This is a genomic window from Gemmatimonadaceae bacterium, assembly GCA_036496605.1.
Classification (GTDB): domain Bacteria; phylum Gemmatimonadota; class Gemmatimonadetes; order Gemmatimonadales; family Gemmatimonadaceae; genus AG2.
Map to the genome: position 1 here is coordinate 1 of DASXKV010000010.1, position 22,802 is coordinate 22,802.

The 22,802-nt window shown below is 64.1% G+C and carries 18 protein-coding genes; 8 read left to right on the plus strand and 10 right to left on the minus strand.

Features of this window, described 5'->3' with window-relative positions; translation table 11 throughout:
• The 4 genes from VGH98_04330 to VGH98_04345 all read left to right on the plus strand — a co-directional run.
• Window positions 1-427 (plus strand): four helix bundle protein (locus VGH98_04330; protein ID HEY2375178.1); only part of this gene is annotated, 427 nt, incomplete at its 5' end.
• A gap of 355 nt (window positions 428-782) precedes the next feature.
• Window positions 783-1,127: a PadR family transcriptional regulator gene (locus VGH98_04335; GenBank protein HEY2375179.1), complete on the plus strand. Its 345-nt coding sequence runs from the start codon at window positions 783-785 to the stop codon at window positions 1,125-1,127.
• 2 nt (window positions 1,128-1,129) lie between these two features.
• Window positions 1,130-3,787: an ABC transporter permease gene (locus VGH98_04340; protein HEY2375180.1), complete on the plus strand. Its 2,658-nt coding sequence runs from the start codon at window positions 1,130-1,132 to the stop codon at window positions 3,785-3,787.
• A 79-nt stretch (window positions 3,788-3,866) separates the two neighbouring features.
• Window positions 3,867-6,683: a serine hydrolase gene (locus VGH98_04345; protein ID HEY2375181.1), complete on the plus strand. Its 2,817-nt coding sequence runs from the start codon at window positions 3,867-3,869 to the stop codon at window positions 6,681-6,683.
• A 40-nt stretch (window positions 6,684-6,723) separates the two neighbouring features.
• Here VGH98_04345 and VGH98_04350 read toward each other — a convergent pair whose 3' ends face one another.
• The 4 genes from VGH98_04350 to VGH98_04365 form a co-directional block, all read right to left on the minus strand.
• Window positions 6,724-7,146 carry a PqqD family protein gene (locus tag VGH98_04350; GenBank protein ID HEY2375182.1) on the minus strand — a complete coding sequence of 141 codons (423 nt, stop codon included), beginning with the start codon at window positions 7,144-7,146 and terminating at the stop codon, window positions 6,724-6,726.
• Window positions 7,147-7,153: 7 nt separating this feature from the next.
• The gene (locus VGH98_04355) at window positions 7,154-7,594 is read right to left on the minus strand and encodes a PqqD family peptide modification chaperone (protein ID HEY2375183.1); all 441 of its coding nucleotides are present in this window, start codon (window positions 7,592-7,594) and stop codon (window positions 7,154-7,156) included.
• Window positions 7,595-7,604: 10 nt separating this feature from the next.
• Window positions 7,605-8,456 (minus strand): hypothetical protein, encoded by an 852-nt coding sequence (locus tag VGH98_04360; GenBank protein HEY2375184.1) that lies wholly within the window; start codon window positions 8,454-8,456, stop codon window positions 7,605-7,607.
• Window positions 8,457-8,705: 249 nt separating this feature from the next.
• On the minus strand, window positions 8,706-9,413 hold the full coding sequence (locus tag VGH98_04365) for a hypothetical protein (protein ID HEY2375185.1): 708 nt from the start codon (window positions 9,411-9,413) through the stop codon (window positions 8,706-8,708).
• Between the two features lie 193 nt (window positions 9,414-9,606).
• Here VGH98_04365 and VGH98_04370 point away from each other — a divergent pair, with 193 nt between their 5' ends.
• Window positions 9,607-10,998 carry a serine hydrolase domain-containing protein gene (locus VGH98_04370; GenBank protein HEY2375186.1) on the plus strand — a complete coding sequence of 464 codons (1,392 nt, stop codon included), beginning with the start codon at window positions 9,607-9,609 and terminating at the stop codon, window positions 10,996-10,998.
• Window positions 10,999-11,008: 10 nt separating this feature from the next.
• Here VGH98_04370 and VGH98_04375 read toward each other — a convergent pair whose 3' ends face one another.
• The 4 genes from VGH98_04375 to VGH98_04390 are packed head-to-tail and all read right to left on the minus strand — an operon-like array spanning window position 11,009 to window position 14,784.
• The gene (locus VGH98_04375) at window positions 11,009-11,434 is read right to left on the minus strand and encodes a VOC family protein (protein ID HEY2375187.1); all 426 of its coding nucleotides are present in this window, start codon (window positions 11,432-11,434) and stop codon (window positions 11,009-11,011) included.
• Between the two features lie 34 nt (window positions 11,435-11,468).
• Window positions 11,469-11,795, minus strand: coding sequence for a Dabb family protein (locus tag VGH98_04380; protein HEY2375188.1), 327 nt, complete (start codon window positions 11,793-11,795; stop codon window positions 11,469-11,471).
• A 26-nt stretch (window positions 11,796-11,821) separates the two neighbouring features.
• Window positions 11,822-12,298, minus strand: a complete 477-nt coding sequence (locus VGH98_04385) for a DUF4440 domain-containing protein (GenBank protein ID HEY2375189.1) — start codon at window positions 12,296-12,298, stop codon at window positions 11,822-11,824.
• Window positions 12,299-12,351: 53 nt separating this feature from the next.
• On the minus strand, window positions 12,352-14,784 hold the full coding sequence (locus VGH98_04390) for an ABC transporter permease (protein ID HEY2375190.1): 2,433 nt from the start codon (window positions 14,782-14,784) through the stop codon (window positions 12,352-12,354).
• An 88-nt stretch (window positions 14,785-14,872) separates the two neighbouring features.
• On the opposite strand from VGH98_04390, the gene VGH98_04395 reads away from it, so the two are divergent.
• Both VGH98_04395 and VGH98_04400 read left to right on the plus strand, forming a co-directional pair.
• Window positions 14,873-15,412 carry a DUF1697 domain-containing protein gene (locus tag VGH98_04395; protein ID HEY2375191.1) on the plus strand — a complete coding sequence of 180 codons (540 nt, stop codon included), beginning with the start codon at window positions 14,873-14,875 and terminating at the stop codon, window positions 15,410-15,412.
• 88 nt (window positions 15,413-15,500) lie between these two features.
• A complete protein-coding gene (locus tag VGH98_04400) occupies window positions 15,501-17,948 on the plus strand; it encodes an ABC transporter permease (protein HEY2375192.1) in 2,448 nt (815 codons plus the stop codon).
• Between the two features lie 65 nt (window positions 17,949-18,013).
• Here the strand turns inward: VGH98_04400 and VGH98_04405 are convergent, their stop codons facing one another.
• On the minus strand, window positions 18,014-18,568 hold the full coding sequence (locus VGH98_04405) for a dihydrofolate reductase family protein (GenBank protein ID HEY2375193.1): 555 nt from the start codon (window positions 18,566-18,568) through the stop codon (window positions 18,014-18,016).
• Between the two features lie 83 nt (window positions 18,569-18,651).
• Window positions 18,652-20,580, minus strand: a complete 1,929-nt coding sequence (locus VGH98_04410) for a CocE/NonD family hydrolase (GenBank protein HEY2375194.1) — start codon at window positions 20,578-20,580, stop codon at window positions 18,652-18,654.
• 102 nt (window positions 20,581-20,682) lie between these two features.
• Between VGH98_04410 and VGH98_04415 the strand changes: the two genes are divergently transcribed.
• Window positions 20,683-22,800 (plus strand): TonB-dependent receptor plug domain-containing protein, encoded by a 2,118-nt coding sequence (locus VGH98_04415; protein HEY2375195.1) that lies wholly within the window; start codon window positions 20,683-20,685, stop codon window positions 22,798-22,800.
• Window positions 22,801-22,802 lie beyond the last annotated feature (2 nt).

Below are 22,802 nucleotides of genomic sequence, written 5' to 3' on the forward strand. Positions count from 1 at the left end.
TTGTGAGCGCGAATGGCACCGGCGCTCTCGCATCGATGCCATATCGTGGCTCATGAAGAGCGACGACCCGCTCAGAGTTCTCGATGCCGCCCGGCAATTTGACCATCTCATAACGGAGATGACGCAGCGGCTTCCGCGGCGCACGCCATCGGGACTGCGCGCGCAATTGTCGGAGGCAGCGCAATCAATTAGTGCGCTGCTCGCTGAGGGGTTTGGACGCCAAACGACTGCGGAGAAAATCCACTACTCGCGAATGGCAAACGGATCCGTGGAGGAGAGTCAGGACTACTTACGAAAGTGCATCAACGAACGCCTTATCGATCGTAAGGCGTTTTTCAAGCTCTGGAATCTGTCTGTAGTCGTCGGGCGAATGATCCTGTCTCTCATCGCCCATTACGAGCGAAGCCCGGAGCGCAAACCGACCTAGCTTCGACGCGTTCTGTCTCTTGCGCCGTTTTCTTGCGCCGTTTTCGACGCGCCGTTTTCGACGCGCCCTTCTCGACGCGCCGTTTTCGACGCGCCCTTCTCGACGCGCCGTTTTCGACGCGCCCTTCTCGACGCGCCCTTCTCGACGCGCCCTTCTCGACGCGCCCTTCTCGACGCGCCCCTCTCGACGCGCCCCTCTCGACGCGCCCTTCTCGACGCGCCCCTCTCGACGCGCCCTTCTCGACGCGCCCTTCTCGACGCGCCCTTCTTCCACCCGATCCGCATCGCGCACGCGTTCCCAATTGATATTCTAAGTGAGCACCTGCATACTCCATCAGAATGTCTAAGGGGAAGACATGCCGGACGCGAATGTGAGCTTGTTGCAGGGGAGCCTCGACCTGCTCGTTCTCAAGACCCTCTCCTGGCAGCCGATGCACGGTTTCGGGATCGCGCGTTGGATCCAACGGCTCACCGACGACGCGCTCCAGGTGGAGGAGGGCTCGCTCTACCCCGCGCTCTACCGGCTCGAGCAGCGCGGACTCGTCAAGTCCGAGTGGCGGCTCACCGAGAACAATCGCCGCGCGAAGTATTACCGCCTCACGACAACCGGGAAGCGGCGTCTCGCCGAGGAAGCCGATACCTGGCAGCGATTCACCGTGGCGGTCGGGAAAGTGCTGCAGGCGACGGAGCAGCCGGCCTAACGATGGGCGCCGTGGATCCCACGCCGGCGTGGCGTCGGTACCTGCGCTTCTGGCAGTCGAATCCCCGCGCCGACGTCGCCGAGGAGTTGCGCTTTCACCTCGAGTCGGCCATCGCCGAGTATGTCGCTGGCGGCATGAGTCTGGACGCGGCACGCGCTGAAGCGATGCGCCGCTTCGGCGACGTCGACGCAATTACCATTACCCTGCACGCCCTGAGCCACCAGCAGGAGCGAACGATGGAATGGAGAGACCGGCTGGAGACGTTACGGTCCGATGTGCGCTTCGCCCTTCGCCAGCTGCGCAAGTCGCCGGCGTTCACGCTCGTCGCGGTGCTGACGCTCGCCCTCGGGATCGGCGCCAACAGCGCGATCTTCAGCATTGTCTACAGCGTGCTGCTCGCGCCGCTGCCGTATGCGCACGCCGACCGGCTGCTCGACGTGCGCGAACGTCACGATGCTCGCGACACGGATGGGATGGTCGTGACATTCGGGAACTACGGCGCCTGGCGCGAGCGCGTGAAATCCTTCGACGCCTTCGGAGCGTACAGCTTTGGCGGCTTCACCCTCACCGGCGCCGGCGATCCGCGCCAGATCCAGGTGCTCCGAGTCACGGCCGATTACTGGAAGGCGCTCTACATCCCGCCGGCGATCGGCCACTACTTCGGCAACGCCGACGACGTTCCGGGCGCGCCGAACGTGATCGTGTTGGCACACGATTTCTGGTGGTCGACGTTCAACGGCGATTCGTCGATCGTTGACCGAAGCATCACGCTGAGCGGCGAGCCCTACACCGTGCTCGGCGTCGCGTCCGCGGAGTACCCTCCACCGCGGCGTGCTGGCTGGATCCCGCTTCGGATAACGTCATCACAGTTGCTGGAGCATGCGGACCACGAGCTCGGCGTCGTCGGCCTCGTCCGCGACGGCATAACGACGGAGCGCGCCGTCGCCGAGCTCACGCAGGTCGAGACCGACCTCGCGAAGATGTATCCGAACTCCAATTTCGACGGCGGCATCATCGCGACGCCGCTGCGGGACTCAGTGGTCGGTCCGGTGCAGTCGCTGCTTCTCATTCTGCTCGGCGCGGTCGGCCTGGTATTGCTCATCGCGTGCGTCAATATCGCCAACCTACTGCTCGCGCGTGCCGCGGTGCGGCGCAAGGAGATTGCCGTGCGCAGCGCGTTAGGCGCCAGCCGATCGCGCATCATCGTGCAGCTGCTCATCGAAAGCCTCCTCCTCGCCTTCGGCGGCGCAATTGTGAGCTTTGCCGTCGCCGCAGCCGGGATGCGCTTTCTGGTACGGCACAATCCGTTGGGCGTGCCGCGACTGCAGGATGCCGCGATCAACGGCCCGGTGCTGGCGTTTGCGATCGTCCTCGCGTTGGTGTGCGGAATTGGATTCGGATTGCTCCCGGCGGTGCGCGCATCGCGCCTCGACCTGCAGCAGACGCTGCGCGACGGCATGCGCAGCGACGCTACGACATTGCGCAATCGCCTGCGCGCCACGCTTGTCGTCGCTCAAATCTCGCTTGCGATGGTTTTGCTCATCGGCGCGGGACTGCTCGTGCGGAGCGCGATACTGCTGCAACGCGTCGATCCGGGCTTCGATTCGCATAACCTGCTCACTGCCGGCATCAATCTCCCCGACGCGCGCTACCGATCCGACACGGCGGCGGCCGAGCGATTGAACGAGATTCTCAGCGCGGTGTCGTCGGTGCCGGGCGTAGCGTCGGCCGCATATGTCTCGCTGATGCCGATCGCCGCTTCCGGGAGCGACTGCAATTGGCGGCGGGAAGGAAGCACGGAGCAGGACGGCGCCTTCAATGCGAACGGACGCGTTGCGACGCCGAGCTACTTCGAGACGCTGCGCATTCCTCTGCTTCGCGGCCGGATGTTCGGCTCCGCCGACGGTTCCGACGCGCCGAGGGTCGGGGCGATCAATCGCCGGCTCGCCCACAAGCTCTTCGGCGACGAGGATCCGATTGGGCGGCGCATCACCTGCGCACCGGTGACGTCGACAAAACCGACCTGGGTGACGGTCGTCGGTGTGACGCGCGATCTACACGCGAGGGGCCTCGCTGACGAGATACGCGACGAAGTGTACATGCCGGCGACGCAGAATAGCCGGCGCGACATGACGCTCGTCGTGAGAGGATCGGTTCCCGTGAGCACGCTGGCGCCGGCCATTCGCCGCGCCGTGTCGGTCCAGGATCCGTTGTTGCCGGTGCCGATGATGACGATGGACGAGGTCATCGACCGGAGTCTCGCGACGCCGAAGTTCACGTCGCAGCTCCTTTCCGCGTTAGGCGCACTGGGGCTCGTGCTCGCGGTGATCGGTATCTACGGCGTGATCGCGTACTTCGTCGCGCAACGGACGAACGAGATCGGTATTCGCATGGCGCTCGGCGCCGACACCGGGCGTGTCATCGGCATGGTCGTTCGGCAAGGCGTCATGCTCGCCGCGATCGGTATCGCGATCGGCAGCGTGGTCTCACTGCTCGTCACGGGGATGCTCGGACAGTTGTTGTTCGGGGTGACGGCTCGCGACCCGCTGACATTCGTCGTGGTGGCGGTGGTGATTGCGGTGGTCTCTCTCGCGGCGAGCTTCCTTCCAGCCCGTCGCGCGGCGCACATCGATCCGTTGGAGGCGCTCCGCACGCCGTGAGATGGTGGCCCGAAGATCTGATCTCAATATCCGGCGTGCGCCGCGCTAGAATAGGCGCACCCACACCACCTTCATCTCCATGCGTATCGTATCAATCATTACCGCGCTCACGTTCGTCAGCTCGGCGGCTCTGGCTCAATCCCAGGCGACGCTCATCGTCAACGCCAAAGTCATAGACGGAACGGGCTCGCCTGCGCGTAACGCCGAGGTTCGAATCGTCGATGGCAAGATCTCCGCGATCGGACACTGGACGCGCAATCCCGCTGATCGTGTCATCGATGCCCATGGGCTGACGCTCGCCCCAGGCTTCATCGATACGCACAGCCATCACGATCGCGGACTTCTGGAGCATCGTGATGCATTGGGTGCGGTATCGCAAGGCATCACGACGATCGTCGTCGGGCAGGACGGTGAGTCGCGCTTTCCACTCGCGAGCTTCTTCACTCGGCTCGACAGCACGCCCGCCGCGCTCAATGTCGCGTCGTACGTCGGTCATGGGACGATTCGCACCCGCGTGATGGGCGACGACTTCCAGCGCGTGGCGACTGATTCGGAGGTCGCGCGGATGCGCGAGCTCGTCCGCGAAGAGATGGCTGCTGGCGCGATCGGCCTGTCGACGGGGCTCGAGTACGATCCCGGCATCTACTCATCGCCGTCCGAGGTGTTGGAGCTGGCGAAAGTCGCTGGCGCGATGGGTGGACGCTACATCAGCCACATTCGTAGCGAGGACCGGAACTTCTGGCAAGCACTCGATGAGCTGATCACCATCGGACGCGTCGCGAAGATGCCCGTGCAGGTCTCGCACATGAAGCTCGCAATGCGCTCGCTCTGGGGTCTGGGAGACAAGCTCATTGCCACGCTCGATCGCGCGCGCGCCGAAGGCGTTCAGGTCACGGCCGACGTCTATCCGTACACGATGTGGCAATCGACGCTCACCGTGCTCTATCCCAAACGCAACTTCAGCGACCGCGCCGAAACAGATTTTATCCTGAAGGAAGTCGCGGCTCCGGAAGATCTCGTCATCGGCGACTTTGCGCTCGACACGACGTATGTCGGCAAGGACGTCGGGCAGATCGCGGCGACGCGGAAGTCTGATCCGGCGACGACGCTGATGGCGCTCATCGCGGAATCGCAGGCACAGCAGGCGACGGAGAGTGTCGTCGCGAAGGGCATGGACGAGCGAGACATCGCGTCGATCATGCGATGGAGGTACACCGACTTCTGTAGCGACGGCGCGCTGGACGGCGCGCACCCGCGCGGCTTCGGTTCGTTCCCGCGCGTCCTCGGCCACTACGTGCGCGACTTGAAGGTGCTTCCGCTCGAGGACGCGGTACGCAAGATGACGAGCCTCGCCGCGGCCAACGTCGGTATCACCGATCGCGGAATCATTCGCGCGGGACTCGCCGCCGATCTCGTGCTCTTCGATCCCGAGACGATCGGTGATCTCGCGACGATCAGGAATCCACACGCGCTCTCAAAGGGCATCAAGACTGTCTGGGTGAATGGGGAGATTGCCTTCGAAGATGGTAAGGCGAGCGGGCGCTTCCCGGGGCGTGCGCTGCGGCGGGAGCCCAAATCTTCAGCGGTCGATGATTTCGTCGAAGCCGAGATGAAGCGGCAAGGCATTCCGGGGGTCGCCGTCGGCGTCGTGAACAAAGGGAAGGTGATGACGCGAGGCTATGGCTTTGCGAACGTCGAGCTCAGCGCGCCGGTCACCGACGAGACGATCTTCGAGAGTGGATCGTTAGGCAAGATGTTCACCGCCACGGCAGTGATGCTCCAGGTCGAGGATGGCAAGGTCTCCCTCGACGATCCGCTGACGAAATTCTTCCCCGACGCACCGGCAGCCTGGCAAGCGATCAAGGTTCGGAATCTCCTCAATCACACGTCCGGCATTCCCGACTACACCACGTCGACCTTCGACTATCGAAAGGACTATACCGAGGACGAACTGGCGCGGATTGCGTTCGCGCAGAAGCTCGAGTTTCCGGCGGGATCCCGTTGGAACTACAGCAACACCGGCTACGTGCTGCTCGGCATCATCGTTCACAAAGTCTCGGGGAAGTTCTACGGTGACGTGCTCGCCGAGCGCGTCTTCAAGCCGTTAGGCATGAGAACGGCGCGCATCATCGACGAGGCCGACATCATTCCGAACCGCGCGGGCGGCTACCGCCACGAGAACGGTGAGCTCAAGAACCAGGAGTGGGTCGCGCCGAAGCTGAATACCACCGCGGACGGCTCACTCTATTGGTCGGTTCGCGACCTCGTCGCCTGGGATACCGCGGTCAAGCGCCGCGCCATTCTCAAGCCCGAGAGCTGGGCCCAGATCCTGACGCCGGTTCACCTAACGAGCGGCAAGACATACCCGTACGGAATGGGATGGTCGCTCGAGGAGCGCGGAGGGAAGCCGCTCCAGGAGCATGGTGGCTCGTGGCAGGGCTTCCGAACGCAGCTCTCACGCTTCGTCGGCGACAGCCTCGACATCATCGTACTTGCGAATTCGGCCGAGGCCGACCCGGGTCGCATCGCCGACGGAATCGCGGCGCTGCTTCACTCCGATCTCGCGATCCCGAAGCCGTCGCCCATCACGGACGCGGAGCCACAGGTCACCGCGCGAGTCGGCCGACTGCTGGATACGATCCGCAGCGGGGCGCTCACACCTAACGAATTCGCGTACGTGCGTGCCGGCTTCTTCCCGGACGCGGCGGACTACTACAAGCACCAGTTGCAGACGCTCGGCGAGCAGCAGCGCCTCGTGCTGCTCGACCGCCGCGAGCTCGGCGACGATCGGGTGTACACGTATGAGGTAGTCTTCCCGTCGGGGTCGCGGTACGTGCGAGTCGCCCTGGCGCCCGACGACAAGGTGTCGTCGTTCTCGCTCCGGCCGCGACTGTGAAGCGACGCAAGCATTGCCGCTTGCGTCGCTTTGGCCACCGCTAGATCGAGCTGGGGCGCGGCACCGCGCTCGCCGCCATCGCGGGTGTGGGCGCGGCGATCGACATCACGACCGGGAGCGCCAGTGCCGCCGCGCCGGCGAGCGAGAGGCGGCGCACCACGGCGCGACGCGTGAGCTGCTGCGCGGTATCGCCCGATGTCTCGAGCAGATTCGCTCGCGAGAGCTCGTCGAGGGCGTACTCGACGAGCGAATCGTTAGGCTCCATCCCGAGCTCGTCGCCGAGAATCGCCGCAAGCTCCGGCACCGATCGCTGGCCGTCGCAGCCACGCCAGACGATGCTCGCCGAACGATTCAACGAGTGCATTTCCTGCCGCGCGCCATCGTACACGACAACCTCGCCGGCAACCTGCTCGCTCAGCAGGCCATTCTGCCGTGCCTTCGGATAAAGAGGGGCGTCCGTCATAGTCCGCTCACTGTTGGTTTTGGCCCTGGTCGTTGTTGTTCTGGCCCTGACCGTTCTGGTTGCTGCTCGCGGCCATCGCTTCCGTCGGCGCGACCATCGAAAGCACGACCGGTAGCGCGAGCATCGCGGCGCCAGCGAAGGTCATCCGTCGGACCACATCGCGACGACTGATGGTGTTGTCCTCCATCAGGTGAGCGTCGGCAAGTTTGTCGATCGCGTACTCGACGAGCGAATCGTTCGCATCGATCCCGAGCGCGTTGCCGAGTAGGTCGGCAAGCTGCGGAACCGAGTGCTCGCCGTCGCTGTTGCGCCAGACGATACTCGCCGAGCGATTGAGCGAGTGCGCCTGTTGTCGCTCGCCGTCGTAGACGATGGTCTCGTCGCCAACCTGTTCGACCATGAGGTCGTCTTGTCTTGCCCTCGGGAAACCGGAATCGGACTGTCCCATCGTACCCTCCTCAGGTGGTGCAGCAGGTCGAACAACGGTCGAGAATCAGGTCAGCGAGGCATGCCGCGTCGCCGCGGTCACCAGAAAGCGCATCCGCGTCGTTGACGGAGGCGCAAAGAATCTTGAGGGCGTCGGCTGGGCGACTACGCACCGCGAGTGTGTTCGCCAGGAGAGCGAGCACGGTTTCGCCGGGCGACATGCGCCGCGGAAGCCAGTCGGCTCCAGAGACGTAGTTCGTAACCATGACCATGCGTATCGGCAATGGTGCGCCTCCAACGGTCGACCCGAGGGATGCGGCGTCGACGGGCCAGCTGCGTCCATTTGGGTCGCGAATACCGAGCGGACGCGCGAAGGGATGAACCGAGCCCGCCTCATCGAGGACGGCGTATTCATCCGAGTAGTAGGTAGCGCCCGCGCGAACGAGTGCGGCGACGAGTGAGCTCTTGCCGGAGTGCGTCCGTCCCGGGATGACGATCGCGCCGCCCTGCCAGCCCACAACTCCGGCGTGGACGAATAATCGTGTGCGCGCACCGGCTGCAACCTTGAAATGCAGGCGGCTCTGAAACTCCATCAGGAGCTCGTCGAGATTCGCGCTGCGCGCGGCGCAGTCCGCGTCTTCGTAAAGCGTGTGGATTTGGTCACGGTCGTCGCCAATGACGAGCGAATACAGGGAATCCACGACGTGTGCGTCGCAGACACGCGCTCCCGGTGGGACGACTCTCCGAAGCGCCGGCAGCGCGGCCGAATGCGACGCCCGAAGTCCGATGAGCATGCCGTGCGCGTCGAGGGAGAACCCCGCCCGCCACGCGAAGCGGTCGAGGTGCGCCGTTCGGGCGCTGCCATGCGCGAGCATAGGGACCACCAGACTCTCCCTCGAGTGAGGCGGATGCAGGGGTGAAGTGGCGACGTACCGGGAGGGGACCACAATAATCGGTACAAAGTCAGCACGGCGCAAGCGTGTCGTTATGCGGCGTCGTGCGGGTTACCGTAGCCGCCCGAAAAGTGTAGCAAACACGCAACACTTTCCGCAAAGTTCCTACTCGAGAGGCCTGACGCGACTAGAGCGACACTTCGATTGGCTCCTAACCAGCAACGGGAAGACCAGAATTCCCTATTTCCCGAGCCGGTACGTCAGAGCGAGCTCGCCCTCCCCGCCGTATTGCCTTCTGAATTCGCGTCCGACGAAGTCTCGGACCATGAGCTCGATAGCGAAGCGGCCGACCGACATGCGCGTTCCGGCGCCAAGGCCCGACGAAGCCACCGCGCCCATGCCTCGCACACGGAAGTAGGGGCACGTTGGGCTCGATGTGCATCTGACGAAATTGTATCGATGCAACATGCCGACTTCCCCGTACGGCGCCGCGTACACCGCGAGAGACGCCGCACCATTCCCGTCGCCCAAAGTCAACGCGAGTGGAATCGTTAGGTTCAGCGCGGCCGCATTGCGAGGATATCCCTCGTGTAGATAACCAGCGACCGCCTGTCCGCCGATGCTGGTCTGAACCCCGCTAAGCAGCTGCTGGCGGACGAACGTTCGAGAGAACGCTGCACCGATGTCGAGGGATGGAGAATGTTCGAAGTTGCTGGAAAGGAATCCACGCAGTGCCCCGCCGGCAAACCCAACGCCGCCCGCACCCATCAACAGCGAACCGCCGACTCCGAGTGCCATGCTCGCACCGCGAGTGACGCCGAGTGCGCTCGCGTCGACTGGAGCGAATATCGCGGCCCCCGTCGATGTGCCAGTGATCTGCGCGAAGGAAGAAGTCGGCGCGAGCAGGATGATGCCAGCGGAAATCGAAAGGCGGCAGATGCGCAACATTGTACGCTCCATCGGCGGATTCCTTCACCATAACGACCCGCACGGAGGAGCAGAAGAGGAGTCGACGGCCGTCCCGCGCGGCCGGCGTTGGCGGCTGGGTCGTTAGGCAGGCTCGGCCTTGCGGTAAGCCGGGTGCACGGCGCATTCTATTCTTGTCGTGCCTCCCTTCCTCGCCTTCCACATTGGACACACCGTGAGCGCTCGCCATCTCGTCGCCCTCGTACTCGTCGCCGGGTCGCTCCCCGCCGCAGCGCAGCAGCGCGCGCACATCGACGTCAACCAGGTCGACAGCATCATTCGCCGCAACGTCGCCGAGAAGCACATCGTCGGCGTGTCCGTCGGCATCATGCAGAACGGCCAGGTCGTGTTCGCGCGCGGCTATGGCGTCGCGAATACAGCGTCGAGCGCGCCCGTGACGCCGCGGACGATGTTCGCGATTGGCTCCGTCACGAAGCAATTCACCTGCAGCTCGATGCTCATGCTGCAGGAGAAAGGACAGCTCTCGATCGACGATCCGGTCTCGAAGTACTACCCGCAGCTGACGCGCGCGAAGGACATCGCGCTCAAGGACCTCGGCGGACATCTCTCCGGCTACCGCGATTACTATCCGCTCGACTACGTAGACCGCGAGATGGCGCAAGCCGAGCCGGCGGACACGATCATCATGCGCTATGCAACGCGTCCGCTCGACTTCGAGCCACGGTCGCGCTGGTCGTACAGCAATACCGGCTTTCTCATACTCGGCCGTGTGATCGAGAAGGTGAGTGGAGAGCCGATCGGCACCTTCTTCCAAACGCATATCTTCACGCCGCTCAAGCTGGAGCGCACACAGTACGAGCCCGCGCCTAATGGGACAGACATGGCGACGGGATACACGTCGTTCGGCTTGTCGGATCCAATCCTCGCTGTACCAGAGGCGAGGGGCTGGGCCGGCGCTGCGGGCGCGATCTGGTCCACGCCGACGGACCTTCTCACATGGGATCGTTCACTGCTCGACCATACACTCATCTCGCCCGCGTCGTACGCCGTGTTGACCACGCCGCGTCGGCTCACCGACGGCCGTTCGAGTGGCTACGGCTGTGGGGAAGGCATCAACGATCGTGGCACTGCGGTGACGTTCTCGCATGGCGGCGCGGTGTCGGGATTCGTCGCGCAGAACACGATCATTCCGAGCACGAAGTCGGCGCTGGTCGTGCTGTCGAATAGCGATTTCTCACCGGTCGGCGCGCTCAATCAGGAGCTCATCGCAAAGCTCCTTCCGAGCGCCGACGTGCCGGTCGTGCACGGGCTGTCGGCACTGGACGCGGCAAGGAAGTTCCTCACTGATCTCGAGCAGGGCCGCGTCGATCGTTCGACGATCTCGCCCGACTTCGATGCCTATCTCACGGCCGACAAGCTCGCGACGGCGCAGAAGTCGCTCAGCGCGCTTGGGCCGATCTCGAATATTCGTATCGCGGGTGTGAGCGAGCGGGGTGGGTTGGAGGTCGCCAGCGTGCGCTTCAATGTCGGAACGACGGCCACGCAGGGACTCATGTACCGGCGGACGGATGGGAAGCTGGAGGAGTTCCTGTTTTCGAGGAGTTGACGGAGACGCGTCAGTTGTGCCCTTCGCCTTCCACCAGCTCATGGCCGATCTCCCAGTGGTGCCCGAACGGATCGACGACGCGTCCAATCCGCCAGCCGTATTCTTCACCCACGGGATGCACCTCCTTCGCGCCGGCGGCGATTGCGCGCGAGAACACGGCGTCGGGGTCGGCCACGGTGAGAATGAGTCGTGTCGTGGCGCCCTGGGTCGTCTCGGGGCTGAAGTTGCCGTGCTCCGGTGATTCGTCGCCGAGCCAGAACTCGGCGCCGTCGATCGAGAGTCTCGCGACGACGCTCCCGCTCGGATCCTCGAGACGATAGACCTCGACCGCGCCGAAAGCAGCTTTGTAGAACTCGACGGCGCGCGCACTGCCGCGAACGGAGAGCCAGGGAGCGAGTGAGGTCTGAATGGAAGTCGCGGCCGGTTTTGCGCTCATAATGTCCTCGTTGCGACTCGATTGGCGTTGGTCGTCATGAGCGCTCCCGTTCCTCGATGTCCGCACTCACCGAGTCGAAGATGCGGACCGTGGTCCAGAAGCTCCCGCATTCCTTGCGGAAACGATCGTGCACGGGGTCGTCCTGATAGACGTCGTGCGCCAGCTCATCGTCGAAGACCAGGACGAGCGCGCGCGTGTAGCCGCGCTCGATGACCGGCCGCTCGGTCGGCGCTGGAACGCCGACGTATCCATGACGAACGCCCTCGATGTGGCGCAGCGAGTCGAGGCCGTCCTCGAATCGCCGGCGCTGCGTGGGCGTCAGATCGTTGCGGAGCCAGAAGTAGACGGCGTGAACGAACATCGTTAGGCGTGTTGGAGCGGGAAATGCTAGCGTGCGCGGCGTGTCGAATCTTCGAAGCCGAGCCAGCGATCCATCCGCCAACTGCCGTCGGCTTGGCGCAGGAGAAAGGAAACGTACCGCCCGAATTCCGTCATGCGCACGCCGCCGGAGTCGGTCCACGTCTGCTGAAAGGCGCCAAACTCCGTCGCGTGATCCGGCCCGAGTCGTCGCGCCGCGACATCCAGCCGCAGATCGACGTCCCGCTCCGCCGCCCAGTTGCTTTGCGCCATCTCGGCCAGTTGTGCCCTTCCTCGCACCGTGTTGAACGCCGGCCACTCGAAGGTGGCGCTGTCGGTGTAGAGAGCGGCATAGGCGCGCGGGTCACGATTCCGATATGCGCCGACCACGCGCGCGTTCAGGGAATCGATACCTGCGTTCGCGTCACGTGCGGAAGGCGCCGATCGCGAGCAGGCAGCGACGACGCCAATGGTAATCGCAATGCTCGAGCGAATTATCGAGTGCACGACGCGGGCGATTCGTTATGAAGTCGATCTCGTAGAACGAGACCAGACTGTACCTATTCCGATCGCAGTGCGCTAGCCGGGTTCGTTCGCCCCGCCCGCAACGCGGGCGCGAGCGTCGCAATCGCGCCGACAAGGAGCAGCAGTCCGCTCGCCGTCGCGATGCTCGTAGGGTCCGTTGGCTCGACGCCGAAAAGGACACCAGCAAGCACGCGGCCGAAGGCGACTGCCGCCAGCACTCCGACGATCGTCCCGAGCACCACCGGCGCCAAGCCACGCTGGAACACCTCGCCGAGCACGCGCGTCGGCGACGCACCGAGCGCGACGCGAATCGCGTATTCGGCGCGGCGGCGCGCCACGGAGTACGACACCACGCCATAGACGCCGATGGCGCCAAGCGCGAGGGCCAGCGCGCCGAAGAGCGTGAGGAAGAAGCGAAGCCGCAGTGGCTGTGCGAGCGCGGTCGCGAGCACCTGGTCCATCGTCTCGATTCGCGCGACGGCAACCTGTGGATCCAATTCGGCGGCCGCGCGCCGGACGGCCGTCGTTAGGCTCGCCGGATCACCGTTCGAACGGACGACGAGCACCGCGCCATCGGGCGCGGTGTGCTGCTCGAGAGGAACCCACATCGTGAACGGAATCTCGCCCGTCATCGTGGTCATGCGCGTCTCGGCGGCAACGCCGACAATCGTGCGCGAGATAATCGTTCCGGTGTAGCCCGTGTTGATGTGCTTGCCGATTGCGCTCTGTCCGGGCCACATGCGACGGGCGAAGGATTCACTGATCACCGTCACCGGCAGCGAACCCGCGACGTCGGTGGAATCGATGCCGCGCCCTTCGCGAAGGTGCATGCCCATCGCGCGGAAGAGTGCCGGTGTCGCTGTGCGATAGAGACTGTTGGGTCGCTTGGGCCCCTCGAGCTCGGGATGGCCCTCCGGCAGCACGGGACCCTGAAAGCCGCCATCGCGCACCGGCAGCCGATTCGTTAGGCCGGCCGCGGTGACGCCAGGCATCGCACTCACACGGGCAGCGAGATCGCGGACGAACTGCCGCCGTGATTCGGCCGGCTCATTCTCGCTTGGCATGAGTGTGAACGTCGACACGCCGCGCGGGTCGAAGCCGAGGTCGAGCGACCGGAGTCGCTCGACGGAGCGAACGAGCAACGTCGCACCCGCGACGAGCAATACCGCAAGCGTCACCTGACCGGCGACGAGCGCGCCGTGGATGCGCTTGGTGCTGCGTCGGAGGCCCATTTCGCTGCGCTCGCGATTCAGGCCGCCGATCGCATCGAGCCGGCCGCGAAGCACATTGCGCATCGGCGCCAGCGCGATCGACGTCGCCACGACGAGCGCCAGAATGAACGCCGCGACGAATGTCACCCAACCCATCGTGACCGCTTCGTCCAGGCCGCCCTGAAGAGGCAGACTGGCGATCAACACACCGAATCCACCGACGGCAATCGCGGTGCCAAGCACCGCCGCGCCAAGTGCGAGGACGAACGCCTCGGTGAGAATCTGGCGCGCGAGCCTTCGATGATTGGCGCCTAACGCGACGCGGACCGCGAGCTCGCCGGTACGGTCGCTCGTTCGGGCGAGGATGAGGGCCGCGGCGTTGGCGCAGGCAATGAGCAGCAGCAACGTCACGGCGCCAAAGAGCAACAGCACAGCGCCCCTGACGTTACCGAGGAGGTAAGTGCGGACCGGTAGCGAGCTGGGATTCTTCGCCTTGTCCCAGCCTACCGTGTATGTGTATTGCGCACCTAACGCACGACCGATTCGTTGGATATCGCTCTGTACGAGCTCTGGTGCGACACCGGCACGGATGCGGCCGAGGAGCGTCAGGTAGCCGACGTCGTGATAAAACGAAGTCGACGCGTCGAGCTGCAGCGGCCGCCACGCGCGCATCTCGGGGGTTGGGAAATAAAAACCCTTGGGCATCACGCCGACGACAGTCACAGGCTTGCCGTCGAGAACCAGCTGATGGCCGATCACGTGCGGGTCGGCACCGAGGTCCTGCTTCCACATTCCGTAGCTGATGACGATCACCAGCGGCGCTCCAGGGCGATCGTCCTCCACGTTCAGCGTGCGGCCTTGATAGGCGTGGGTCCCGAGGACGTCAAAGAGCGACGATGTCGCAACGGTGTAACCGAGCAATTTGGCGTCGCCAGGGTCGTTCGCGCTCACGTGATACGGCGCCCCATTGGTGGAGAACGCAGCCACAGCCTCGAACACCCCGGGTCGCGCTCGCACGAAATCGTACTCTTCGCCGCGCCAGTCGTAGTCCATCCAGAAGATCCGGACGTTTTCCTCGTGCGCGTAGGGAAGTGGCCGAAGGAGCAGCGCGTTGACGACGCTCAATAGCGCGACGGTGGCGCCGATCCCGAGTCCCAGCGTGAGGATGACGGTGGCGGTGAACGTCAATCGGCGGCGCATCTGCCTAACGGCATGCCGGACGTCGGCGGCGAATTCGCTAGCGAGACGGGTGAGCACGTGGACCTCCGGGGTGACCCCTGTAAGACAGCGGCACTGAGAAAAAGGGTTGACGTCCGTCCCATGTGATCACCATCCTGAGAAGCATATGGCTCTCGTCGCGTTCTTGCGGGGCGTCAACGTGGGTGGACATCGAAGATTTCGCCCGAGCCTGCTCGCGAAGGAGCTGGGTAAATACGACGTCGTGAACGTCGGCGCGACGGGCACCTTTGTCGTGCGCAGGCCGGAATCGCGAGCGCGCTTTCGCGCCGCGCTGCTCGAGAAGCTGCCGTTCGACGCGGTGGTTGCACTGTGCGACGGCCATGACGTGGCGGCGCTCGCGTCCGACAACCCGTTCGAAGGAAATCCGGCTCGTCCCGACGTCGTGCGGTTCGTGAGCATTCTCTCGAAAGCGGGCCACGTTCCCAATCGGCTACCGGTCGTGCTACCGGACGAGGGAGAGTGGTTCGTACGCGTCATCGGGTCGAGGAAGCGATTCGTCTTTGGCGAATATCGCCGCCACATGAAGACCATCGGCTACCTCGGCAAGATCGACAAGCTGTTTGGCGCGCCGGTCACGACGCGGAACTGGAACACGATGCTGTCGATCGTGCGGATCCTGAAAGTCGGCGAATCCGCCGGCGAATGAGCCACGTACGGTAGGCGTTCTCGTCCCGCTGCTCCCCCCCGCGCCGACCCGTCAGTTCTTCCCGCCCGTTTCGTTCGGAGCGAACACTATGGAACGTCTGCTCGCAGATCTCCGAGTCGCACTTCGCCGAGTGCGCAAACGCGTCGGCTTCACCATCGTCGCCGTGCTGTCCCTCGCACTCGGGATCGGGGCCAACACCGCAATCTTCAGCCTCGTCGATGCCATTCTGCTGAGGCGCGCGCCGCTGCCCGATGCCGCGCGCGTCGCGGAGATCTATCAGAAGCAGCCGGATTTCCCGTTCTCGCCGTTCTCGTATCCCGACTACCGCGATTTCCGCGACGCGACCCATTCCATCTTTTCGCAAGTGTCGCTGTCGCGCTACACGGCGGCCTCGCGCGACATGGGCGATCACGTCGAGCCGATGATGGGCGAGATGGTGAATGGCGATTATTTCCCATTGCTCGGGATCAAGCCAGTCATTGGCAGACTCCTCGGCAACGAAGATGACATATCGCCGGGCGGGCACGCGGTGATCGTGCTCTCATACCAGTACTGGCAGCGCGACTTCAACGGCGACCCGCACGTGGTCGGCAAGCCACTGCGCCTCGCTGGCCGCGAGTACACCGTCGTAGGAGTCGCGCCAAAGTCGTACGGGGGCTCAGTCGCCGGCATCGCGCCGTCGTTCTATGGCTCGGTCCAGATGGTGAACCAGATCGAGGGCGGCAACACGGACGAGCTCACGGCGCGCGGCAACCATTCGGGCTTTCTCAAAGCGCGCCTCGCGCCCGGTGCATCGATGGCGCAAGCGCGTGCGGTGGCAGCGCGCTTCACCGCCGATATGCAGAAGCGCTATCCGAAGGACTGGGCGGGTTCGTCGCTCATTGTCCTGCCAGAGACGGACATTGCCGTCAACCCCCTGCTCGACAGTGTCGTCGTGCCGGCAGCGGGAGCCCTCATGGTCGTCGTGGGACTCGTCCTCCTCGTCGCCTGCGCGAATCTCGCCAGCTTCCTGTTGGCGCAGGCGCGGGATCGCCAGCGAGACATTGCCATTCGTCTGGCGATCGGAGCGAGCCGGCGGACGCTCGTTCAGCAGCTTCTCACTGAATCACTCCTGCTTGCGATCGTCGGCGGTGTCGCGGGGGTGCTCCTCTCGCGCATCGCCCTCGCGGCGCTCCTCGGAGCCAAGCTGCCGGTCCCGCTTCCGATCTCGCTCGACGTCTCGCTCGACGCGCGGGTACTCACGTTCGCGATCGCGGCGTCGGCTGTCGCAGGCCTCCTCTTCGGCCTCGTGCCGGCGCTCCAGGCGACGCGTCCGGCAGTGATCGAGTGGATCAAGAACGAGAACGTCGGCGGTGGGCCGGGCCGTCGCCTAACGATGCGCAGCGCTCTCGTCATCGGCCAGGTTGCCATATCGTTGCTACTGGTCGTGACCGCGGCGCTGTTCCTGCGCAGTCTCCAGGCCAGCATGCATGTGGACCCTGGCTTCGGCAAGGCGCCGGCCGCCATGGTGTGGTTCACGATTCCCGCGGACAAGTTCGACTCCACGCGGCGGGTCGCGGTGCTCGACGAGATCGAGCGACGCAGCGCCGCGGTCCCAGGGGTTCGTTCGGTTGGCGTGACCGACAACATCCTTCTCAATCCGCTGAGCCAGCAAGGGAAGCGGATCAACGTCGCCGGCTTCACCCCACCGAAGGGACAGCTGGGCTTCGACATCGATTACGCTGCCGCGGACTCCGGCTTCTTCGACGCGGCCGGCGTGACCATTCTGCGCGGACGAAACTTCACCACGGCCGATGGTCCCAGCGCGCCCCGGGTCGCGATCATCAACGAAGTGCTCGCTCAGCGTTTCTGGCCGAACCAGGATGCAATCGGCCAGACCTTCCGCGCCGACACGACGACGTTTCGCGTGATCGGCGTCGCTCGGACGACGAAGGTGCGCTCGTTAGGCGAAGCGCCACGGCCTTTCATCTTCGGCGCCTACAAGCAGCAATTCTCGAACAATCCCATGCTCATCGCCCGCACAGACGGCAACGCCGAACGAACGGCGGTGCGACTCCTCGCCGTGCTGCGGGAGACCTCGCCGGATCTGCTCCTGCTGCAAACGAAGACGATGTCGAGCCATCTCGCGGCGATGGTGCTGCCGGCCCGACTCGGCGCGATCGCGTTCTCGCTCTTCGCCGGCCTCGCGCTGGCGCTGTCGGTGCTCGGTGTGTACGGCGTGGTCAGCTACGCCGTTGCGCGACGGACGCGAGAGGTGGGGATCCGGCTCGCGGTCGGGGCATCGCCGGCTGGAGTCGTCAGGCTCCTGATGCGCGAGGGGATGACACTCGTCGTCGTCGGCGCCGCGATCGGCATCGCGTTAGGTCTCGTGGCGACGCGACTGCTCGAGGCGCTCCTGTTCGGTGTGCGCGCCGGGGATCCGCTCACCTTCGTCGGTGCGCCGCTGCTGTTGCTTGCGGTCGGCGCGGTGGCCTCACTCTTACCAGCGCGACGCGCGAGCCGTATCGATCCCGCGCGAGTACTCAAGACGGAGTGAGGGGTGAGAAGGGGCTAGGGGGATACGGGCTAGAGATTCAGACCCTAGCCCCTATGCCCTAGACCCTAGCCCCTCAACGTATACGTGTCGACGACGATGCCGCTGGCGTAGGCAACGGATTTCTGCAGCGCAAGCGCCGTGCGCTGTGAGAAGATCCGCAATCCTTTCCCGATCGCCACGGGATTGATGAAGAGATTCAACTCGTCGATGAGCCGATTCTCAATGAGCGATGAGACGAACGTCGCGCCGCCGTAGACGACGAGGTCCTTGCCGGGTTGATTCTTCAGACGGTTGACCGCCTCGGCCAGCGGACCGTTCTCGACGCGCACATTCTTGCCGTCGATCTTCTTGGCGCTCTTGCTGAAGACCACCTTCGGCATGCCGACCATCTTCTTCGCGAACTCGTATTCCGGGCTGTCGGGCTTCACGTTCTCCCAGTATTTGACGAAACCCTCGGTCATCTTCCGGCCCATGAGGATCGTGTCGCTCGAGTCGGTGAGATGGGTGATGAACGCGAGGAGCTTGTCGTCCATGTCGAAGGTCATCCAGTCGAGTTGCCCTTCCGGTCCGGCGACGAAGCCGTCGACCGACAACTGCATCTGAAGCTTGAGCTTTTTCATGAGTCGCCTCGTGAATCCTGTTTATTAGGCGTCGAACGAGCAGGCCGGTTATCGACATGCGACAAGCGACTCTTTGAAAGCGTTCACCGAGGAAGCACCTGCACCTCGACCCCGCTTGCCGCATCACGTCCGACCCAGACGCGCTCGGTTGCTTTGATGAAATCGCTTGCCTTTGCCTCGTAGATGTTCGGGACGTAGCGCTGCGGGTTGCGATCGAACGCCGGGAACCAGCTGCTCTGCACCTGCACCATGATGCGATGTCCTTTCCTGAACGTGTGCAGGACGTCCTGGAGCCGGAACGCGAGGCTGGTCACCTGGTTCGGCGTGAAGGCTGTGGGCGTCGCGAAGGAGTTGCGGAAGCGGCCGCGCATGATCTCGCCGCGCACGAGCTGCTGGTAGCCGCCCAGGTGCACGCTCGTATCCGGCTGGTAGGGGCTGTCCGGCATGTCGGGCGGGTAGACGTCGATCAGCTTCACGACGAAGTCGGCGTCCGACCCGGTAGTGCTCACGTGAAGTCGCGCCGTGATCTCGCCACCTAACGTGACGTCGTCGCGCAACGTATCGCTCTGGAAGACGAGAACGTCCGGCCGCGACGTGAAGCAGCGCTGGTCGTCACTCATGTAATGATAGAGCGTCAGCCCCTCGATCGTGGGCTCGACGCATCGGCTCGGCACCGGCTTCATCGGATCGCTCGGGTACTCGAGCGAGACGTGGCTCCCGGGCGGCACCGTCGTCGTGAGTGACCCGTCGGCGTGGAAGTAGTACATGCGCCTCGTAGCGTTAGGCGCAGGCCATCGGCTGAACCGCTCCCACTCCTTTCGTCCCGTGTCGAACATGAGCGCCTCCGGGAGCGTGCTCGCGCCGCTGCCCTTGAGATACGCACCGAAGAAAGGCGCCTCGACGTCGCGCTGGAACTTCGTCTCGAGCGAATCGCCGAAGTAGATGTCGCCGTGCACGGTGTGGACGACGTTTCGCGCTCCCCAGCCGCCATGCCGGAACGGACCCATGACGATGCGTGCGTTGGCTGCGTTATCGTACTTGCGAAGTGTCTTATAGACCGTGAGCGGCCCGTACAGATCTTCCGCGTCGAACCAGCCACCGACGATGAGGAGCGCGTGCTTCACGCCACGCAGATCCGGCGGCACGGCACGCGTCTGCCAGAACGCGTCATAGTTTGGATGCGTGATGATGTCCCGCCAGAGCGTGTTGTTCCTGTAGAAGCGCTCGGTCGTATTCGACAACGGGCCTAACGAGAGCTGGTAGAAGTAGTCGTCGGGCGTGCCGCGGGCGGCGATCTTCTCGACCTCGGGTCCCCACCAGTTCTCGGTCGTCAACGAGGGACGTGGGATGCCGAAGATCGGATAGGCGTAGAAGTAGGCCTGCGTCAAAGCGCCGTTATGATGGAAGTCCTCGAAGAAGAAATCGGTCACCGGCGCCTGTGGCGAGGACGCGACAAGGGCCGGATGACGCGAGAGCGCGCCCATCGACGCATAGAAGCCGGGATAGCTGACTCCCCACTGGCCGACACGTCCATTGTTGACTCGGACGTTCTTGAGCAACCACTCAATGGTGTCGTATGTGTCCGACGCCTCATCGATGGCCTTCGGGTCGCGCGCCTTGATCGAGTCCGGAACGAATGGCCGCGCGTTGACGAACTCCCCTTCCGACATGTACCGGCCGCGAACGTCCTGATAGACGAAGATGTACTTCTCACGAAGCATGAAGCGATCGGGGCCCAGCATCGCCGGATAAGAGGTAGGCCCGTAGGGCGCCACCGAATAGCAGGTGCGCTGGATGACGATCGGGTACCGGTTCGCGTCCGATGCGTCGTTCGGGACGTAGGCGATCGTGAAGAGATGCACGCCGTCCCGCATCGGAATGCGAAACTCGTGCTTCGTGTAGTGCTGGCGGACGAACACCGAATCGGCGACGTTCGGCCCTTGCGCGAGCGCGCGGCTCGCGAGTGCAATGCACGCCGCCGAAAGAGTGAGTGTACGAATGGAAAGTTGCATTTGGCGAATGGAGATCACTGCCGACGCATCGAGATTCCCGAGTTGATCAGATCATCTCCTGGCATCTCAATTGCCTCTGAAATTACGCCTCTTCCCGACAGGATGAACGACCACTTCATCCGGTTGCTTCGGTTTTCACTCTCTAAAGCCCGCGCTTCGCTCCTCGTCGCGGCGAGCCTTGCTGTAGCCGTCGCGTTTCCAGCCGTTGGACAACGCCCCGAACCGCCGGACACCACGAAGACCGATTCGGTGAGCCGCCGCCCGGTGATCTTGCCGACGGTGCATACCGAGGAGACGCGCGTCGAACGAAAGCTATTCGACGCCAAGCCTAACGTGAGCGACCTCTCGATCAGCGCACGAGACCTGAGGAGCGCTCCCCGGTTCTTCGCCGAAGCCGACGTCCTTCGCTCGCTGCAGCTGATGCCCGGCGTCGAGGCGCGCAACGATTTCACCGCCGGGATGAATGTGCGCGGCGGCGAGGCCGATCAGAACCTCGTCCTCCTCGACGGCTATCCCGTCTACAACCCCTTTCACTTCGGGGGGCTCTTCGGAACGTTCATCGACCCGTCGGTCGGTCGCGTCGACATGCTCACGGGCGCGTTCCCCGCACAATTCGGCGGGCGGCTCTCCAGCGTGCTGAACGTGCGGTCGGCCGAGGACGACCGGCTGGGCATTCACGGGACCTCGGAAGTGTCGCTGATCGCGTCGACGCTCTCGTTAGGTGGCGCACTCGGTAACGGAAGGTGGTCGCTGGCGGGAAGGCGGACGTACGCCGATCAGGCGATCAATCTCGTGAAGAAGAACGCCTTTCCATACCACTTCTACGATCTCGAGGCGCACTTCGGCTATAAGCTGCCGGGCGGTCTCCGCCTTTCGGCCACCGGCTATGGCGGCGATGACCTGTTGCATCTCGATGCAACGAACGCCGGCGACCGGCAACGCGTGCTGTGGGGGAACCGCGTCGGTGGGGCGACGTTGTCGAAGGTGTTTGGAGCCGGTGCGTTAGGCGACAGCATCGTCGTCGAGCAGCGCGCGTCTCAGTCGAACTTCGACCTCGACGCGCAGATCTCGGGTGGCGGCCTGAGTCTCACGAGCACGGTGCGCGACCTTCGCGCGGCGGGCTCTCTCGACGCCTATTCGGCGAACCACGCCCACCGCATCGGCTACGAGATCGCCGGCCAGCAGCTCGGCTACTCGGTGAATTATCCAATCCCGCTCTTTCCGCCGGATTCGCTCGCTCAGCGTGTCCGATCGGTGAGCGGTTACGTCGACGAGCTCTGGCGCCTAACGCCATCGCTCATGATCGAGGGCGGACTCCGCTACGATCGCCTGCAGAATACCGGCGAAGGCGCCCTTCTGCCGCGTCTCTCGATCAAGTATTTCGTAAATCCGAACCTGGCTCTGACCGCCGCCGCAGGCGAGTACACGCAGTGGATTCGCTCGCTCGCACGCGAAGACATCCCCCTACGCCCCGTCGATTACTGGGTCGGCAGCGATTCACTATCGCCGATGTCGCGCGCTCGTCATTACGTGCTTGGGATGGAGCGCTGGGTGACGCCGTCGCGATCGGTCCGCGTCGAGGGATTCTACAAACGCTATAGCCGGCTCCTCGAACCGAACCCCTTCGATGATCCGCAGGTGCAGGGGGACGAGTTTCTGCCGGTGAAAGGCTGGTCCAGCGGGGCCGACGTGCTGCTCCGGCAATTCGAGTCGCCCGATCGGCGTCTCAGCGGTTGGCTCGCATATACGTATACGCTCAACAGCCGCACCGACGTGACGGGGTATCGATTCTTCCCGAGCCAGGATCGGCGGCACGACGTCAATCTCGTCGGCAGTTGGCGGCTCCCGCGGTACACGCTCGCCGCGCGCTTCAACCTGGCGACGGGGACGCCATACACGCGAATCCTCGGTGAGTTCGATCGCATCGTATACGACCCGCTCGGCGGTTCGTACGGAACGCGCACCGATCTGGATCTGCTATTTCTCACCGGTCCACGGAATGGCGAGAGACTACCACTTACTCAGCGGTTGGACGTGAGCATCACGCGCACTTTTGTGCCGGGACGCATTGCCGTTACTCCCTATCTCAGCGTCATGAACGCGTACGACGCGCACAACGTCTTCGGGTACGTGTTCGATTACTCGCAGGCACCGCCGACGCGAATCTCCCTGCCGCAACTGCCGATCTTTCCGACGTTCGGGCTTTCCGTGAGTTGGTGAGT

What these genes read in the sequence shown, in the direction of transcription:
- VGH98_04365 (HEY2375185.1), bottom strand. Translation starts at nt 9,413, where the DNA reads ATGTTGCGCATCTGCCGCCTTTCGATTTCCGCTGGCATCATCCTGCTC.
- VGH98_04335 (HEY2375179.1), top strand. Translation starts at nt 783, where the DNA reads ATGCCGGACGCGAATGTGAGCTTGTTGCAGGGGAGCCTCGACCTGCTC.
- VGH98_04350 (HEY2375182.1), bottom strand. Translation starts at nt 7,146, where the DNA reads ATGACGGACGCCCCTCTTTATCCGAAGGCACGGCAGAATGGCCTGCTG.
- VGH98_04415 (HEY2375195.1), top strand. Translation starts at nt 20,683, where the DNA reads ATGAACGACCACTTCATCCGGTTGCTTCGGTTTTCACTCTCTAAAGCC.
- VGH98_04355 (HEY2375183.1), bottom strand. Translation starts at nt 7,594, where the DNA reads ATGGGACAGTCCGATTCCGGTTTCCCGAGGGCAAGACAAGACGACCTC.
- VGH98_04405 (HEY2375193.1), bottom strand. Translation starts at nt 18,568, where the DNA reads ATGAAAAAGCTCAAGCTTCAGATGCAGTTGTCGGTCGACGGCTTCGTC.
- VGH98_04410 (HEY2375194.1), bottom strand. Translation starts at nt 20,580, where the DNA reads ATGCAACTTTCCATTCGTACACTCACTCTTTCGGCGGCGTGCATTGCA.
- VGH98_04340 (HEY2375180.1), top strand. Translation starts at nt 1,130, where the DNA reads ATGGGCGCCGTGGATCCCACGCCGGCGTGGCGTCGGTACCTGCGCTTC.
- VGH98_04400 (HEY2375192.1), top strand. Translation starts at nt 15,501, where the DNA reads ATGGAACGTCTGCTCGCAGATCTCCGAGTCGCACTTCGCCGAGTGCGC.
- VGH98_04345 (HEY2375181.1), top strand. Translation starts at nt 3,867, where the DNA reads ATGCGTATCGTATCAATCATTACCGCGCTCACGTTCGTCAGCTCGGCG.
- VGH98_04375 (HEY2375187.1), bottom strand. Translation starts at nt 11,434, where the DNA reads ATGAGCGCAAAACCGGCCGCGACTTCCATTCAGACCTCACTCGCTCCC.
- VGH98_04395 (HEY2375191.1), top strand. Translation starts at nt 14,873, where the DNA reads ATGGCTCTCGTCGCGTTCTTGCGGGGCGTCAACGTGGGTGGACATCGA.
- VGH98_04380 (HEY2375188.1), bottom strand. Translation starts at nt 11,795, where the DNA reads ATGTTCGTTCACGCCGTCTACTTCTGGCTCCGCAACGATCTGACGCCC.